Below are 14,749 nucleotides of genomic sequence, written 5' to 3' on the forward strand. Positions count from 1 at the left end.
GAATTTTCAATTTGCCTGCGAATATATTATATCACGCATTTGTTTATTTAATAAACAAAGTTAATTTATGCTTGAGGTGAAGATCATGACCTATTTTCTTGGTATCGATTTGGGGACATCCGCTGTTAAATGTATTTTAGTGGATGATCAAGGTAAGGTAAAGGCAAGTCACAGCGTGGAATATCCGCTTCTTCAACCGCAGCCTGGCTGGGCGGAGCAGCATCCGGAGGATTGGTGGCAGGGAACGGCCGACTGCATACGTGCACTATTGGACAAGGCGGCTATAAGCGGTCAAGACGTGGCGGGCATTGGGCTGTCCGGACAAATGCACGGCTCAGTCTTCCTCGACAGCGAGCGGAAGGTGGTCCGCCCTGCCCTGCTCTGGTGTGACCAGCGGACAGCTGCACAATGCGAATGGATCGAACAAACGATTGGCTCGGAGGAGCTCGGAAGGCTTACAGGCAACAAGGCTTTGACCGGCTTTACAGCTCCGAAGGTCATCTGGCTTCGTGATGAGGAGCCGGAACATTACCGGCGGACAGCACATTTGATACTGCCGAAGGATTATGTACGGCTGCAGCTTACGGGAGAGTTCGGCATGGATATGGCCGACGCGAGCGGGACTTTATTGCTGGATGTGGCTAACCGCCGCTGGTCAACGGAAGTGGTGGAAGGGCTCGGCATTCCTATGGAATGGCTGCCTCCGCTCTATGAGAGCAATGATATTGCAGGCCGCCTGACATCGGCTGCGGCTGAACGTACCGGCCTTGCACCCGGTACGCCTGTTGTCGCCGGAGGCGGCGACCAAGCCTGCGGTGCGGTGGGCGTCGGCGTCGTGAAGCAGGGCATCGCCTCCGTCGCTCTGGGCACCTCGGGCGTCGTCTTCGTACACGACGATTCCTATCAAGCCGACGAACAGCGCAGGCTGCATTCCTTCTGCCATGGCGTTCCCGGCAAATGGCATCGCATGGGCGTCATGCTCGCGGCCGGAGGCTCGTTCCAATGGTGGAAGAACCACCTTGCACAGGAGGAGCAAAAACAAGCCGCAGCAGAGGGCCGCGATGTGTATGAGCTGCTGACAGAGCTTGCTGCATCGGCTCCGCTCGGAAGCGAAGGGCTGCTGTTCATGCCTTATTTAACCGGCGAGCGTACGCCTCATCCCGATCCTAAGGCTCGCGGCGGCTTTGTCGGCCTGAACCTGCGTCATGGCAAAGCTCACCTTACCCGCGCCGTTCTTGAAGGAATCACCTTCGGCCTGCGCGATTCGCTGGAGCTCATTAAGGCCTCCGGCATTGAAATCAAAGAATTGCGCGTCAATGGCGGCGGTGCTCGCAGCTTGTTCTGGAGACAAATGATCGCCGACATTTTCGGTTATCCTGTCGTCACCGTCAATTCGACGGACGGCCCTGCCTATGGTGCCGCAGTCATGGCCGCTTCAGGCGTTCTACAACGGGATATAAGCGATTTATGCGAGCAATGGATACAAGTTGTCGACCGGGTAGAACCAAAGCCTGAGAATCAAGCACAGTACGAGAAATACTATGAAGTATTCCGTACGTTGTACCCCACTCTCAAATCGACATTGCATCAATTAACGGATCTGGCCTCCTCCTCTTCGGAAGGGTAATGGCAAGGCCGGGGCGTTACAAAGTGAGGCGTTGGCCTCTAGGCTGATATCAAGGTAATTGCGGGATGCCCTATGAAATTAAAAAAGCCTGTTCAGTCAGCTGAACAGGCTTTTTTATATGTACCGAAATTAGAACTGGCTTAATTTCGCGCCTTCCCAGTCGGCGAGGAAACGTTCAATTCCTGCATCTGTCAAAGGATGCTTGGCCATGGATTGAATGACTTTATAAGGAACGGTTGCAATATCCGAACCTGCTAAAGCTGCTTCAATCACGTGAGCGGAATGACGAACGCTAGCCGCGATAATTTCCGAGGAAATATTGTGTACTTTGAAAATTTCGCTGATTTCTCTAATCAGGTTCATACCCACTTGGTTGATATCGTCCAAACGGCCGATGAACGGAGACACATAAGTTGCTCCTGCGCGTGCTGCAAGCAATGCTTGAGTAGAGCTGAAAATCAGGGTTACGTTGGTTTTAATGCCCTCTTGCGTGAAAATCTTGGTTGCTTTCAAGCCCTCTTCCGTCATTGGCACTTTAACAACGATGCCTTCGCCCAATGCGGCCAGCTTGCGTCCTTGCTCAACCATTTCTTTAGATTCAAGACTAATTACTTCGGCACTGATAGGAACATTTCCTACAATGGAGACAATTTCCTTAACCGTTTCGAAGAAGTCTCTGCCCTCTTTAGCGATAAGAGAAGGATTGGTTGTAACCCCCGCAATGACTCCCAGATCATTTGCTTTGCGAATTTCTTCCACATTGGCTGTGTCGATAAACAGTTTCAAAACCTAGTCACCCTTTCATATCTTTTCCTTCAATCTGTTTCTACACCGCTTTAATGCAATGAAGGTAAGATACCAAAGAGCTTGTCCCCTATCTCTTGAATTCAAAAGATGCAGGTCGTAGACATAGCATGAAATGATAAACGAATTCAACAGGAACGCTTTTGGCACTTGCTTCAATACAGACTATGAATTAAAGCAGCGAAATTACAGCAAAAAACCCGCATATGCCGTCCGATTTAGCGTTTCAAACCCGCTCTCGCAGGTGGGTGTCCGCAGAAGCGTGTTTGAGGTCCCTTTTCGGGGGCATGTCAGCAACGCTACAATGTAGGACTCCCAAGAAACAGTCATTGGTTCAAAACAACTTAAAACCGAAACGAACATCGCAGGATTTTGTTGTACATTCATTATATGATCTTCTCGACGGAATGTAAACCTTGAACAAGAAGAACTTGCTGCCATAGCAAAATTTCTATGGTTTGTCAGGTTTAGTATGCCCGCCATCATCCTGTTGATTCATTGCCGCAGCTGAGGACGGTTCCTTCTTCTCTGCATGGTCTGCCTCTGCTTGATCCGTATCGGATTCAAGCGCTGTTTGCTCGTCACTGGCGGCTTGCGCCTCCGATTCCTTCTCGGCCAACTCCTGCTGCTTCTCCTGCAGGCGGCCGAAGATATGGTTAAAGTGCCAGAACGAAATAACGGCAACAATGGTGCCCATGAAGAACGGGATCAGGAACGTAAATTTGGCGAAGCTGAAATAAATGACAACTCCATTTAATACCAGCATTGAAATCGAGCGGACAGGATGTCCAATCGAGATCAGCACCGCATTTTTAATTATTTGAAGCAGCTTCATATGAAGATGAGATAAGATGGAGAAAAAATGAAACAGCGATACCGTAAGCAGCACGGTCAGCATCAAGATCAAATATTTCAACAGACTTAAATTACCTGGCCTCGTGTTGTAGAAATATAAATTGACACCGATAACGATCCCGAACACCAAATAGATAAGACCGCCCAGCATGGCTTGCTTATAGTTTTCCTTATATCCGCGGAAAAAGGTTTTGAACAACGGCACATCTTCTTCACCGGTCAGCCACTTGCGGGCAACCGAAAACATGGCCGCAGTTGCAGGAAAAAGTGTAAACGGTGACAAAACGCCGAGTATCAGAAGGAAGAAGTAAAATTGCGAAAAGGTTTCGTCAATCTGGAGCGACATGAGGCCCATCAGCCCTACGATAAAAACCGGCAGCGAGCAAAGCGCCCATAACACATTTATAACGGATAACCGCATGATCCATTCCGATATACGGTAAAATCCCCCCATTAACCCTCTAAACTCCAATATAAGCCCTCCTTAGCGATCTACATGTGCTGATAACTATATAAGCTATATTATAGCCTATTTTTCATCAACTAGGTAGCTGTCTATGCGGTTTTTGTCTATAGTCATATGCTATAGTAGCACCCGGCATTCACACAAGTAAAGGAGGTTGGCAACCATGTCCGTTGGAGCAAATGTATGGACCTCAACCGGCATCATCCTTGTCCTGTTTATCCTGCTTGTTATCATTCTTCAAGGATGCTTCTTTTAAGATGGTTTCGAGGGTTCCCGCGAGAACCATCCCGATATGCATTTCCAATCCGTTTGCATCAAAAAAAAGGTGGGCTTTCATAAAGAAAGCTCCACCTTTTTCATTAATTTTTAACCAATTCCTCGTTGGAACGGGAAGAAGTAGAACGGTTAAACCCGCGGTCGCGATTATATTCACGGCCCTCGGAGCGTCCTCCGCGGTTATCGCGGGAGTAGTCTCTTCCGCCGCCGTCTCTGCGAGGTTTCGAGGAGTAACCGGAACGGTCGCGGTCATACGATCTGCCGTCGCCGCGGCGTGCACCGCCGGCTGTTCCGTAAGGACCGGATGGTCTGCGGCCGGAGCTGCGTACGTCTGGTCTTCTTTTCTTAGCGCGCAGCGGCTCTTCCGGAGTCAATTCGATCTCGATTTCCTTCTTATCGCCTGTCAGCAGCTTCAATGCGGAGGCAAGCAGATGAACGGAGTCATGCTGCTCCAGCAATTGAATCGCCAAGCCTTTATATTCATTGTGGTCATCCTTTTGAAGCACTTCAAGGATGCGCTCGGCTGTCATTTTTTGTTTGCCTTCGATCGCTTCTGCCAGACTAGGCATCGGTTTTCTTGTAATTTTATGGCGAGTGATCTTCTCGATAAAGTACAAGTGATCGATTTCTCTTGGCGTTACGAACGTATACGCTGCGCCTTCCTTACCAGCGCGGCCGGTACGGCCGATGCGGTGAACGTAGCTCTCAGGATCCTGAGGCAAATCGAAGTTAATAACATGGGTTACGCCGGAAACGTCCAAGCCCCGGGCTGCCACGTCCGTTGCTACCAGCACGTCGATGCTTCCGTCACGGAATTTGCGCATGACATTGTCACGCTGGTTCTGGGACAAGTCACCATGCAGACCTTCTGCCGTATAGCCGCGTTTTTGCAGCGCTTCGGACAGCTCGTCGACACGACGCTTCGTACGTCCGAAAATAATCGCAAGATCTGGAGCTTCCATATCAATCAGGCGGCACAGAGCCTCGAATTTTTGTCTTTCGTGCAGCTCAATGTACGACTGATCGATCAGAGGTGCGCTAACTTGCTTAGGAATGACGGATACATGCTCCGGGTTGTTCAGGAACTGGTGAGCCAGCTTTTGAATGTTGACCGGCATCGTTGCGGAGAACAGCATGGTATGACGTTCTTCCGGAACCAGCTTCAGGATGGATTGAATGTCATCCATAAAGCCCATATCCAGCATTTCGTCCGCCTCGTCCAAAATAACGGTTTGCACGTCGTCCAGCTTGATGGTCTTACGGTTGATATGATCAAGCAAACGGCCTGGAGTACCGATAATGATTTGAGGTCTCTTTTTCAATGCGCGAATTTGCTTCACGATATCTTGACCGCCGTAGATCGGAAGGGAACGGATCCCCTTGAATCTTCCAAGCTTCTCGATCTCCTCAGCCACCTGAATGGCCAATTCGCGGGTAGGGCACATGATCAAAGCGACGATTTTTTCTTCCTTCACATCGATTTTGTTAACCAACGGAATTCCGAAGGCAGCGGTTTTTCCTGTACCGGTTTGTGCTTGCCCGATCAGGTCGCGGTTATCCATTGCGATGGGAATAGCTTTTTCCTGGATTGGTGTGGATTCTTCAAAACCCATCTCTGTAATGGCTCGAAGTACCTTTGGCTCTAAGCCGAATTCTGCAAAAGTTTTCAAATGATCTAATCTCCTTTTAATGTAGGGTTCTTTGTTATTTTTACCCTTAAGTGCGACTCCTATATCCTTATATTGTATCTGCAAAATGCGTCCGAAGCATTCGAATTTAAATACGCAAGGCCGTACTTAAGAATATCTTTAGTATTATACCACAAACGGAAATGATATTCCAGAAATTTCACGGTGAAACCTTAAGTTCCGCTTGATCGTATATAATATGTATAATAGTCTCAAGAAGATCATCTTTTTATGATATATCGTAAAGGGGAAATGGCTATGTCGATTTGGAAAAGAGTGGGTAACATCATTAAAAGCAACAAAGAAGAGCCTCCTGTTAATGCCTCAAATCCTGTTGAAGAAACCCAGGTCGGAGATATTATAAACGTGGATCTCGAGGAATATGTGGTCTCGGGAAAGCTTACTTATTTTGATAGAGGGTTTCCGCCTCACCGGTACGCCTATTACTTGCAGAACGGCAACTCCTTCGCCTGCCTGCTGGTCGAAAAGGGTCGCACCTACGAATGCTTCCTCTGCCAATTTGTTGAAGGCTCGCTGGACAGCCCTCATGACGTGCCGACCGAGCTCGATCTTGACGGCGAAGCTACGTTCCAGCTGGAAAACCATCGCAGCGACATGGTTCGGGCGGACGGACATACGGATTTCCGCGGCAATGACGAGCTCATGATCTGGCGCTATTTCGGACCGGACGGACGATACTTCTTCCTTCAATGGCAGGACGGCAAGTTTATCGCGATGGAGGGAAGCAAGACTCCGGTGGGACAAATCAAGTTCATCAAAGGCAGCCGTTAAACTTGACCTGCTGCCGCCCAAGATTCGCTCGCATCTTTGTATGGAGGTGATACTGCGATGAAAAAGCGATCGTTCAAGTGGCTTGCCATGCTGCTGGTCTTTGCCCTTCTTACGGCATGCGGCAACGCAGGCAATTATATTAAAGACAATTACTCCTTAATTGACGTTCAGGGCCAGGGCAAAAGCACGGCCAAAATTTATTCCGTCGAAGGCAAGGACGTTCCTACCGTGGCGAAGGAAATCGCGGGCAACGAAAAGCCGAAGGAAACGAGCAAGGAATCGGCGGATCAAATGTTCCTTGTATACGATAATAAAATCATCAACCTGCAGAAGGATCCTAACAACGCAAGCAACACCTTGGTAGAGCTCGATTCCATCGAGTATGCCAAGCAAAATTATGACTCCTCCTTCCTTCAAGGCTATGTAGCGGCCTCCTTGCTGCAGTCCTTGTTCGGGGGCGGCTGGTTCAACAGCAGCCGGGGAAGCAGCGATTATCGCGGATATACGGGTACGCAGCGGTATGACGATTACGGCAAAAATCAGGCTTCGCCCAATTCGTCGACATCCAAATCCGGAAGCAGCACGACGGCGCCGTCGACCACCGAGCGGAAAGGAAGCTTCAGCACCGGTTCGAAAGCGACAACGCCTCCTTCCTCCTCAGGAAGCAGCAGCTCAAGCAGCAATATTCGCAAGAACGACGGTTCGAGCCCAACCTACAAAGCTCCTAGCTCCAGCTCGAAATCTTCGCCAAGCACAAGCACCCGATCGGGTTCATTCAAAAGAAAATAAGCCGTACCCAGCCCTGCCGGCGAAAGTCCTTCGCTGCCGCAGGGCTATTTCTTGCGTATATGGTTTCCGTTATGTACCGCTCATGATTGAAATCAGGAAACAAGCTCCATACTGTATATAGATGTACAACGACGTTATGGAGGCACTTCTATGGTTTATCATTGGGCCCGTTCTATCATAGTAACGATTATCGGCTCGGTACTGGTTTCCATCGGCTTCAACTCGTTTCTTATTCCGCATCAGCTGCTAAGCGGCGGCATTTCCGGCATTTCCATGATTGTCGGATACTTGACCGGCTGGAATATCGCGATGCTGTATTTTATCAGCAACCTTCCTGTCATTATATGGGGTTTGCTGAAGATCGGGCGTAAATTCATTATTCTGAGCGTCGTCTCTGTCATTGTCACCTCCTGGCTCATGAACATCATTCCTAAGCATGCTTTTGCTCAAAACGAGATACTGGCAGCCGTAACCGGAGGGGTTCTAGTCGGGATAGGCGCAGGCATCTGCATGCGGGTGGGAGGCTCCACGGGCGGGTTCGACATTATCGGCTCCATCATTACACAAAAACGGGATTTCCCGTTAGGGACCTCCCTGTTCGTTTTGAATGGAATCGTCATAGTCGCTCTCGGCTATCTCAAGGAAAATTGGGACCTGGCCTTATACTCCATGCTCTCCATCTTCATTAGCGGCAAAATTATCGATACGATCCATACCCGGCATTTGAAGGTGACCGTATTCATCGTGACCCGCAATAAAGACGCGCTGCTTGAGCAGCTGATGAAGATCCAGCGGGGTGTGACGGTCCTGAGCACCGAAGGCGCTTATACCAAGCATCAGCAGCACATGCTTATGACCGTAACGACAAGATACGAGCTCGTCGAATTGCAGCATCTGATCCGCAGAGCGGCACCTGACGCCTTCGTCAACATAGTGGAAACTATCTCCATCATGGGGCAGTTCAGACGAGGCTAGATCGAGATCATCTAAAGAAATTATTAGAAACATATCCCATACCTTTTATCATAAAATATGTTATAATGAGGTCAGTAATTTCACTCCATCCTCATGCTTTACCTGTTCTGCTCACGGAAGTTTTGCCTATTCTTCTCCACCAGATGATGAGAAAGGGTGATGCTTGTGGAAACAGTAAAGTTATCGACGATTGTGATGAGATTGACTCCCGAGTTGTATCCTTTCCTGAAGCGGTCCGAACTCGATTTTGAGATTGTACTGCGTAACGGGCTTGAAGCGTTGGAAGCGGAGGATGCAATGGAAATTATTCAATACAGCATTTCCGAACATCAAAAAGACGCCTTGCTCCACTGAGGGCGTCTTTATTTTCGACTTTAGCCGAAAAAATTTATGTTTTCGTAATAATTTATACATATAAATACCTTAAATAATGGTATGATAGATTCAAGACTATAAAACGGAGGTTGATCGCATGGGCGCACTCTCACCATGGCATATCATACTAATAGCTCTCGTTGCTTTGCTGCTGTTCGGTCCGAACAAATTACCCGAGCTCGGACGCGGATTCGGCAAAATGTTCCGCGAGTTTAAAGACGCTACAACAGGCAACGGCAACTCAGGTTCTACCGATGAATCCCCTGCACCAAAGAAAGAACTCGTATCGGCTGCCGAAGCTCATCAACAGCACGATAACACAAACCATCAAACCAACAAATAATCAACCTTTCATCCGCCATCAAGGCCGGATGATTTTTTTTGCCTGAGCAAGTAAGCATGCGTCCCCAGGATAAGAACGGCAGCAGCAGCCGTCAATACGGCTCCAAAGCTGTACATGGCGTGCCCTCCCCACTCATCCTTAATATATCCGCCTACAAATCCTCCCGTAATGCCGGCCAAGCCCAGAAAGACCGCCGACAGCATGGCTTGACCCGTAGACCGCATCGATTCCGGAACCAGCCGAACGGCATACTGCACCGCAACGATCCAAAAGACGGCAAATGTAACGGAGTGCGACATTTGAAACCAAATCAATAGATTCGGATCCGTAATCCAAGCATACAGTATCCAGCGAACGGTATACAGTACAGCTACGATGCCAAGGATCGCCAGCTCGTGAAACCGGTGCATGATTCTTCCAAATAGAGCGAATGTAGGGATTTCACTCAGCGCGGCAAGCGCCCAAGCCCATCCCGCCATCGAATCGCTGGCACCCAAATCCTTTAAATACAGCACAAACAGCCCGTCATTCATCCGATGCGGCACCATCAGGATAAAGACAAGAAACAGAAACCATAAAAACAGCCGGTTCTGAAGCACACTCGACAACGCGCTTAATGAAATCCGCTGACCGCTGCCCTTATCATCCTTCAAGAAATAGAGCAGAGCAAACGGAAGAATCCAGAGTGACCAATAGAGCCAAGGGATGTGCAGAACTCCGCCCATAGCGATAAGCGCAATTCCCGCCGTCATCGCTGTCAGCGTATACCCCATCGACCCCCACATCCTCACCGATCCATAGGTAAGTCCCGCCTGCATCGTCGCCTTGATGGTCAGACTGTCCAGCAGCGGTACCGAGGACAGCATGAAGAAATAAAGAAGCAGCATAAAAAGAAACGCCGACATATAGCTGTTCGTATAAAAAATTCCTGCGCTAGACAGAAACGTAAGCAGCCACAGAATGCCAATAATCAGCTTCGATGTATTATAGCGATCGCTTAAATATCCCCAAAGAGGCTGTGCGAATATGGCTACGAACGGTCCGAACATCATCAATAAACCGATTTGCGATGAAGAATAGCCCCTAAGTCCGAAATAAATAGGAAGAAAAGGCATTAGAACCGCTGTAGTTGCGTAATAAGAGAAAAGAAGTCCACGCAGGGTCCATATTTGTTTTTTCATAGCACCGGTCCTCTTTTGGGTAATATAATGAAACACACATTTCTACAAAATGCGTCAAAGTTCTCTATGAACCTACTGACTCTTTTATTATAATAAAACATATCATTCTGGCAAGGAGAGATCGAATAGCATGGAATTATTATTAGCATCGCTCTTGATGGTCATGGGTCAGGTTCAAACAGATCATCCGGATGTTAGCTTCGAACAGCTGGTACAAGCCTCGCTTGATTCGAAAAATGCCGTCGTCCAGCAGGCTTCGGGCTCGAACAGCTCTGACGGAAGCTACCTGAGACCCGTTAACAAGATAGACCCTCAGAAGGACGCACCCAAGGTCAAGGGTGTATACGTCACTGCCCACAGCGCGGGCGGTTCCAGGCTCAATACATTGATGAAGCTAATGGATGATACCGAGCTTAATTCCATGGTTATCGATATTAAGGACGACTGGGGCTACATTACATACGATACCGGCAACGCCGAGCTGGCCGCGATGGAAACGACCCAAAAGATCATTCCCGATATGCCCAAGCTCATAAACACGCTGCAGGAGCATCAAGTGTATCCGATTGCCCGGATTGTCGTATTCAAGGATACCGTCTTGGCCAAAAAGCACCCCGAGCTTTCCTTCCTGAATCCGGACGGAAGCGTCTGGGGCAACGGAAAAGCGACACCGGACAGCTTCGTCAATCCGTACAAAAAAGAAGTGTGGGATTATAATATTGCCATTGCCAAAGAAGCAGCCAAAGCAGGCTTCAAGGAAATCCAGTTCGATTACGTCCGCTTCCCGGAAGGCTTTGAGAAACGTGCGGATACATTAAAATATGACAAAGACGAGCGTTCAAGAATCGATGCGGTAGCCGAATTTGTGAAATATGCTCATGAGCAGCTGGCCCCTCTGGGCGTCAGAGTCTCGGTGGATATCTTCGGATATGCCGCTTCCGTACCTGCGGCGGAAGGGATCGGACAAGATTTCGAGAAAATTTCGGAAAATGTGGACGTCATCTGCCCCATGATTTATCCAAGCCACTATGGTCCTGGTTGGTTCGGCGCCAAGGTTCCCGATGCCGAGCCTTATGTAACGATTAACGGCGCCATCAAGGATACACATAAAAAGCTCGAGCCGATCAGCAGCATCCAACCTATTGTCCGACCATGGATTCAGGATTTCACCGCCTCCTGGGTTCAGGGCTATATCAAATACGGCAAGCATGAAATTGAAGAGCAAATCAGGGCTTTGAAGGATAACGGCGTAGACGAGTTTTTGTTGTGGAATGCGGTTAATACGTACACCGCGAATGTAGATTATAAGTGAATTTATTTTTGTCATCCCATGATAAGACCCCGTCCGGAGCAGCTCCGGCGGGGTCTTCGACGATCTTGGAATATTATAAGTTCGGAATTTGCCAGTCAATTTCGGGCGAGCCGATACTCTTAAGAAATTGATTCGTTTGCGAATAGGGCTTGCTGCCGAAAAAACCTCGATAAGCCGACAACGGGCTCGGATGAACCGACCGCAGGATGAAATGATGGCGGTTCGTGATCAGCTGCATTTTTTGCTGGGCATGGCTTCCCCACAGGATAAACACAATGGGCTCTTCCCTTTGGTTCAGATGCGAGATGACACGATCGGTGAATCTTTCCCAGCCCATTCCCTTATGAGAATTGGGCGACCCTTCCCTCACGGTAAGCACCGTGTTGAGCAGCAGCACGCCCTGCTCGGCCCAGCGTACCAAATATCCGTTATTCGGTATGGTACAGCCCAAGTCATCCTGAAGCTCCTTGAACATATTTTGCAATGAAGGAGGTGCAGGCACCCCCGGCTTGACCGAGAAGCTCAATCCATGCGCTTGGCCCGGTCCGTGATAAGGGTCCTGCCCCAGGATAACGACCTTTACCGAAGCATAAGGGGTCAAATGAAGGGCATTGAAAATATCATACATATCAGGATAAATGGTACGGGTGTTATACTCATTCTTCAAAAATTGGCGAAGCTCCTTGTAGTAAGGCTCTTCAAATTCCGAAGCAAGCAGAGCCTGCCAATCGTTGTTCAAGATGGTCATACCTGATTCCACTCCAACTCTTCGTTACTTGCGAAACTTGCTCACCATTTGGACAAAATAGGACAACGTCCGGTGTACCCGATCCTTCGTTTTGCTATCGGCGGGCACCCCCTCAGGAGTAAAGAGCCGCTGCTCTCCGCCAATCGAAATCCATTCCGGGCAGTTAATCCCGTGCACGTTGCGTACGATCGTTTGAAGTTGCTGCAGCGAGCTGACGCCCACCGCTCCCCCTGTTGAGCTCACAGACAGCACAACCTTCCCGTCGAAATGGTCGAAGCCTACATGATCCAGCGCATTTTTCAATACCCCTGTCGGTGCTCCATGGTATTCCGGAGTCGCCAGCACGATACCGTCCGCCTCCAGCAGCTGTGTCTTCATGAATTGCAAATTCTCGTCTGCATATTCTGCATCCGGACTGTAGAATGGAATAGGAAGCTGATTCAATTCAATCAGCGTTACATCGCATTCGTGACCTTCCAATACCGTTTGAATATAGCGGCATAATTGCGTGCTTGTGGACTGCTTGCGGTTGCTTCCTGCTAAAATGGTTATTTTCATATCGGGCAGCTCCTTTTCTGTTCGTTACTTTACATACATTTTAGTATAATATGTATAACAAGTCAATAACAGGAAGTTCCTATTTGCAGCCCTTTCTTACTTCATATGGGTCTCCATAATATAACCCGCTCCTGTCACAGCCCGTTTTTTCTCAATAATGCTTGCTTCCACCACTTCCGGATTGCTGACAAAATGGCGGACCAGATGCTCTTCCAGGAAATCGAATGCCTGGGCTTCATTCTCTGCAAGCACGGTCATATACACCTTCTGCTCCTGTAATTCCACTTCCAGCTTGTACAAATACATAGGACTTCTCTCCTTGAAGGACGATATTAAGCTATGTCCTTTATGGTAACAGATTCAGGACCGGCTTGCATGTGTTTTCCGCTTTTCGTTACAATGGGACTAATCATAGACCCCGATAGGAGATGAGCCTCCATGCTTGCCATAGGTCAACCCGCTCCGGCTTTCGAAGCGGAAAGCACTCTTGGGCCTGTCCGATTAAACGATTCACTAGGGCAGCAGCCGATCGTTCTTATCTTTTACCCTAAGGACGAAACACCCATTTGCACCAAACAGCTATGCGCCGTTCGCGATTCCAAATCGCAGTACGCCCGGTTTAACGCCCTTGTGCTCGGCATCAACCCGGGTACGATGGAGGAGCATCAGCGTTTTTCTCAAAAATATGCCTACGATTTCCCCCTTGTATCCGATAAGGACGAACGAATCCGGGAGCTGTACGACGTCGGCAAGGTCTTCCTTCTTGGCCAGCAGCGCATCGTATATGTCATCAATCGGGAGGGGAAGATTGTATACGCCAAAAAGGGAAACCGTCCAACGAAGGAAATTTTGGCGGCTCTTGCTGACTGAATAAAGAACTGCGCACAACAAAACCCGGTCGCTGCCTCTCCTCCCACGGAGAAGCTCGAACGGGTTTTCTGTTAGAAGACCTATGCGATTATTGGGACAAACGCTTCGTCAATTCGTATAAGTCCATGTTAAATTCTTTTTTCGTATTGACTACCAGATCGATATCCGTAGCTACAAGCTCGCCCTTAATAACACCGCAGGATTTGCCCGAATCGCCTTCAATGAGCTTGCGCACGGCAAAATCGCCCAGCTTGCTGGCCAGAATCCGGTCGTTATGCGTCGGTGTGCCTCCGCGCTGAATATGTCCCAGTACCGTCACACGAGGCTCAATGCCGTTACGCTTGGAAATTTCATTGGCGATATCCTCGCCCTTGCCGACGCCTTCGGCTACAACGATGATACTATGGCGCTTGCCTTGCCCGAAATTGACTTTCATCCGCTGAGCCATTTCGTCCAGGTCGTAAGGAACTTCCGGAACAAGGATCGTTTCGGCGCCGCTGGCAAGTCCGGCATACAATGCAATATCTCCGCAATGTCTGCCCATGACTTCCACGACGGAAGAACGCTCATGGGAGCTCATCGTATCACGGAGCTTGTTGATGGCATCCACCACGATGCTAACAGCCGTGTCGAATCCAATCGTATAGTCGGTGAATGGAATGTCGTTGTCAATGGTGCCAGGCAAGCCCATAGTTTTGATGCCCAGCTTGCTGAGCTTGTTCGCACCTTGATAAGAGCCGTCGCCGCCGATAACGACCAGTCCGTCGATACCTCTCTTGCGCAGGTTTTCGGCACCCAGCTGCTGTCCTTCCGGTGTCGTGAACTCCTTACAGCGTGCGGTTTGCAGAATCGTTCCTCCGCGTTGAATGATGTCCCCTACGCTGCGCAGGTCCATCTCGCGAATATCGTCATTGATCAGACCTGCGTAGCCACGCTGTACCCCGAACACTTCAAGTCCGTGAAACAAACCGCTGCGCACCACTGCGCGCACTGCTGCATTCATACCTTGCGAATCTCCGCCGCTAGTCAAGACGGCTATTTTTTTAATAGACATGTATAGTTCCTCCCAAATGATGCACGTTCCGTGCTG

General features: G+C 49.1%; 17 protein-coding genes and 1 other RNA gene. 9 read left to right on the top strand and 9 right to left on the bottom strand.

Annotated elements, in window-relative coordinates; all coding sequences use genetic code 11:
* Positions 1–85: 85 nt before the first annotated feature.
* Complete coding sequence (gene xylB, locus GGC63_RS02435) at positions 86–1,627, top strand: xylulokinase (protein WP_192700962.1); 1,542 nt, start codon at positions 86–88, stop codon at positions 1,625–1,627.
* Between the two features lie 129 nt (positions 1,628–1,756).
* Here the strand turns inward: xylB and fsa are convergent, their stop codons facing one another.
* From fsa to GGC63_RS02450, 3 genes are all read right to left on the bottom strand, one after another.
* Positions 1,757–2,413, bottom strand: a complete 657-nt coding sequence (gene fsa / locus GGC63_RS02440) for a fructose-6-phosphate aldolase (protein ID WP_192700963.1) — start codon at positions 2,411–2,413, stop codon at positions 1,757–1,759.
* A gap of 211 nt (positions 2,414–2,624) precedes the next feature.
* Positions 2,625–2,805, bottom strand: a non-coding RNA gene (ssrS, locus tag GGC63_RS02445) — 6S RNA.
* Positions 2,806–2,882: 77 nt separating this feature from the next.
* Positions 2,883–3,758, bottom strand: coding sequence for a YesL family protein (locus GGC63_RS02450; protein WP_192700964.1), 876 nt, complete (start codon positions 3,756–3,758; stop codon positions 2,883–2,885).
* 157 nt (positions 3,759–3,915) lie between these two features.
* On the opposite strand from GGC63_RS02450, the gene GGC63_RS34310 reads away from it, so the two are divergent.
* Positions 3,916–4,008: a YjcZ family sporulation protein gene (locus GGC63_RS34310; RefSeq protein ID WP_225947869.1), complete on the top strand. Its 93-nt coding sequence runs from the start codon at positions 3,916–3,918 to the stop codon at positions 4,006–4,008.
* 103 nt (positions 4,009–4,111) lie between these two features.
* On the opposite strand, the gene GGC63_RS02460 is transcribed toward GGC63_RS34310, so the two are convergent.
* Positions 4,112–5,698, bottom strand: a complete 1,587-nt coding sequence (locus tag GGC63_RS02460) for a DEAD/DEAH box helicase (RefSeq protein WP_192700966.1) — start codon at positions 5,696–5,698, stop codon at positions 4,112–4,114.
* Positions 5,699–5,974: 276 nt separating this feature from the next.
* On the opposite strand from GGC63_RS02460, the gene GGC63_RS02465 reads away from it, so the two are divergent.
* The 5 genes from GGC63_RS02465 (at position 5,975) to tatA (ending at position 8,990) form a co-directional block, all read left to right on the top strand.
* Positions 5,975–6,508 carry a DUF4178 domain-containing protein gene (locus GGC63_RS02465; protein ID WP_192700967.1) on the top strand — a complete coding sequence of 178 codons (534 nt, stop codon included), beginning with the start codon at positions 5,975–5,977 and terminating at the stop codon, positions 6,506–6,508.
* A gap of 57 nt (positions 6,509–6,565) precedes the next feature.
* Complete coding sequence (locus GGC63_RS02470) at positions 6,566–7,297, top strand: DUF4247 domain-containing protein (protein ID WP_079908618.1); 732 nt, start codon at positions 6,566–6,568, stop codon at positions 7,295–7,297.
* 150 nt (positions 7,298–7,447) lie between these two features.
* Entirely contained in the window at positions 7,448–8,272 is an 825-nt protein-coding gene (locus GGC63_RS02475) for a YitT family protein (protein WP_192700968.1), read from the top strand.
* Positions 8,273–8,431: 159 nt separating this feature from the next.
* Positions 8,432–8,626: a hypothetical protein gene (locus GGC63_RS02480; RefSeq protein ID WP_028547871.1), complete on the top strand. Its 195-nt coding sequence runs from the start codon at positions 8,432–8,434 to the stop codon at positions 8,624–8,626.
* Positions 8,627–8,744: 118 nt separating this feature from the next.
* On the top strand, positions 8,745–8,990 hold the full coding sequence (tatA, locus tag GGC63_RS02485) for a twin-arginine translocase TatA/TatE family subunit (protein WP_192700969.1): 246 nt from the start codon (positions 8,745–8,747) through the stop codon (positions 8,988–8,990).
* 8 nt (positions 8,991–8,998) lie between these two features.
* On the opposite strand, the gene GGC63_RS02490 is transcribed toward tatA, so the two are convergent.
* Positions 8,999–10,171, bottom strand: a complete 1,173-nt coding sequence (locus tag GGC63_RS02490) for an MFS transporter (protein ID WP_192700970.1) — start codon at positions 10,169–10,171, stop codon at positions 8,999–9,001.
* A 130-nt stretch (positions 10,172–10,301) separates the two neighbouring features.
* Here GGC63_RS02490 and GGC63_RS02495 point away from each other — a divergent pair, with 130 nt between their 5' ends.
* Positions 10,302–11,483, top strand: a complete 1,182-nt coding sequence (locus GGC63_RS02495; RefSeq protein ID WP_192700971.1) for a putative glycoside hydrolase — start codon at positions 10,302–10,304, stop codon at positions 11,481–11,483.
* 73 nt (positions 11,484–11,556) lie between these two features.
* Here GGC63_RS02495 and GGC63_RS02500 read toward each other — a convergent pair whose 3' ends face one another.
* From GGC63_RS02500 to GGC63_RS02510, 3 genes are all read right to left on the bottom strand, one after another.
* Positions 11,557–12,231: a uracil-DNA glycosylase gene (locus GGC63_RS02500; protein ID WP_079908613.1), complete on the bottom strand. Its 675-nt coding sequence runs from the start codon at positions 12,229–12,231 to the stop codon at positions 11,557–11,559.
* Between the two features lie 24 nt (positions 12,232–12,255).
* Positions 12,256–12,789 carry an NADPH-dependent FMN reductase gene (locus GGC63_RS02505; RefSeq protein ID WP_192700972.1) on the bottom strand — a complete coding sequence of 178 codons (534 nt, stop codon included), beginning with the start codon at positions 12,787–12,789 and terminating at the stop codon, positions 12,256–12,258.
* Positions 12,790–12,885: 96 nt separating this feature from the next.
* A complete protein-coding gene (locus GGC63_RS02510) occupies positions 12,886–13,095 on the bottom strand; it encodes a DUF3906 family protein (protein WP_192700973.1) in 210 nt (69 codons plus the stop codon).
* A 132-nt stretch (positions 13,096–13,227) separates the two neighbouring features.
* Between GGC63_RS02510 and GGC63_RS02515 the strand changes: the two genes are divergently transcribed.
* Positions 13,228–13,659 carry a peroxiredoxin gene (locus GGC63_RS02515; RefSeq protein WP_192700974.1) on the top strand — a complete coding sequence of 144 codons (432 nt, stop codon included), beginning with the start codon at positions 13,228–13,230 and terminating at the stop codon, positions 13,657–13,659.
* 88 nt (positions 13,660–13,747) lie between these two features.
* Here GGC63_RS02515 and pfkA read toward each other — a convergent pair whose 3' ends face one another.
* Complete coding sequence (gene pfkA / locus GGC63_RS02520; RefSeq protein WP_079908609.1) at positions 13,748–14,713, bottom strand: 6-phosphofructokinase; 966 nt, start codon at positions 14,711–14,713, stop codon at positions 13,748–13,750.
* Between the last annotated feature and the right edge of the window lie 36 nt (positions 14,714–14,749).

The sequence above is a fragment of the Paenibacillus sp. OAS669 genome (assembly GCF_014873645.1).
GTDB lineage: Bacteria > Bacillota > Bacilli > Paenibacillales > NBRC-103111 > Paenibacillus_S > Paenibacillus_S vulneris.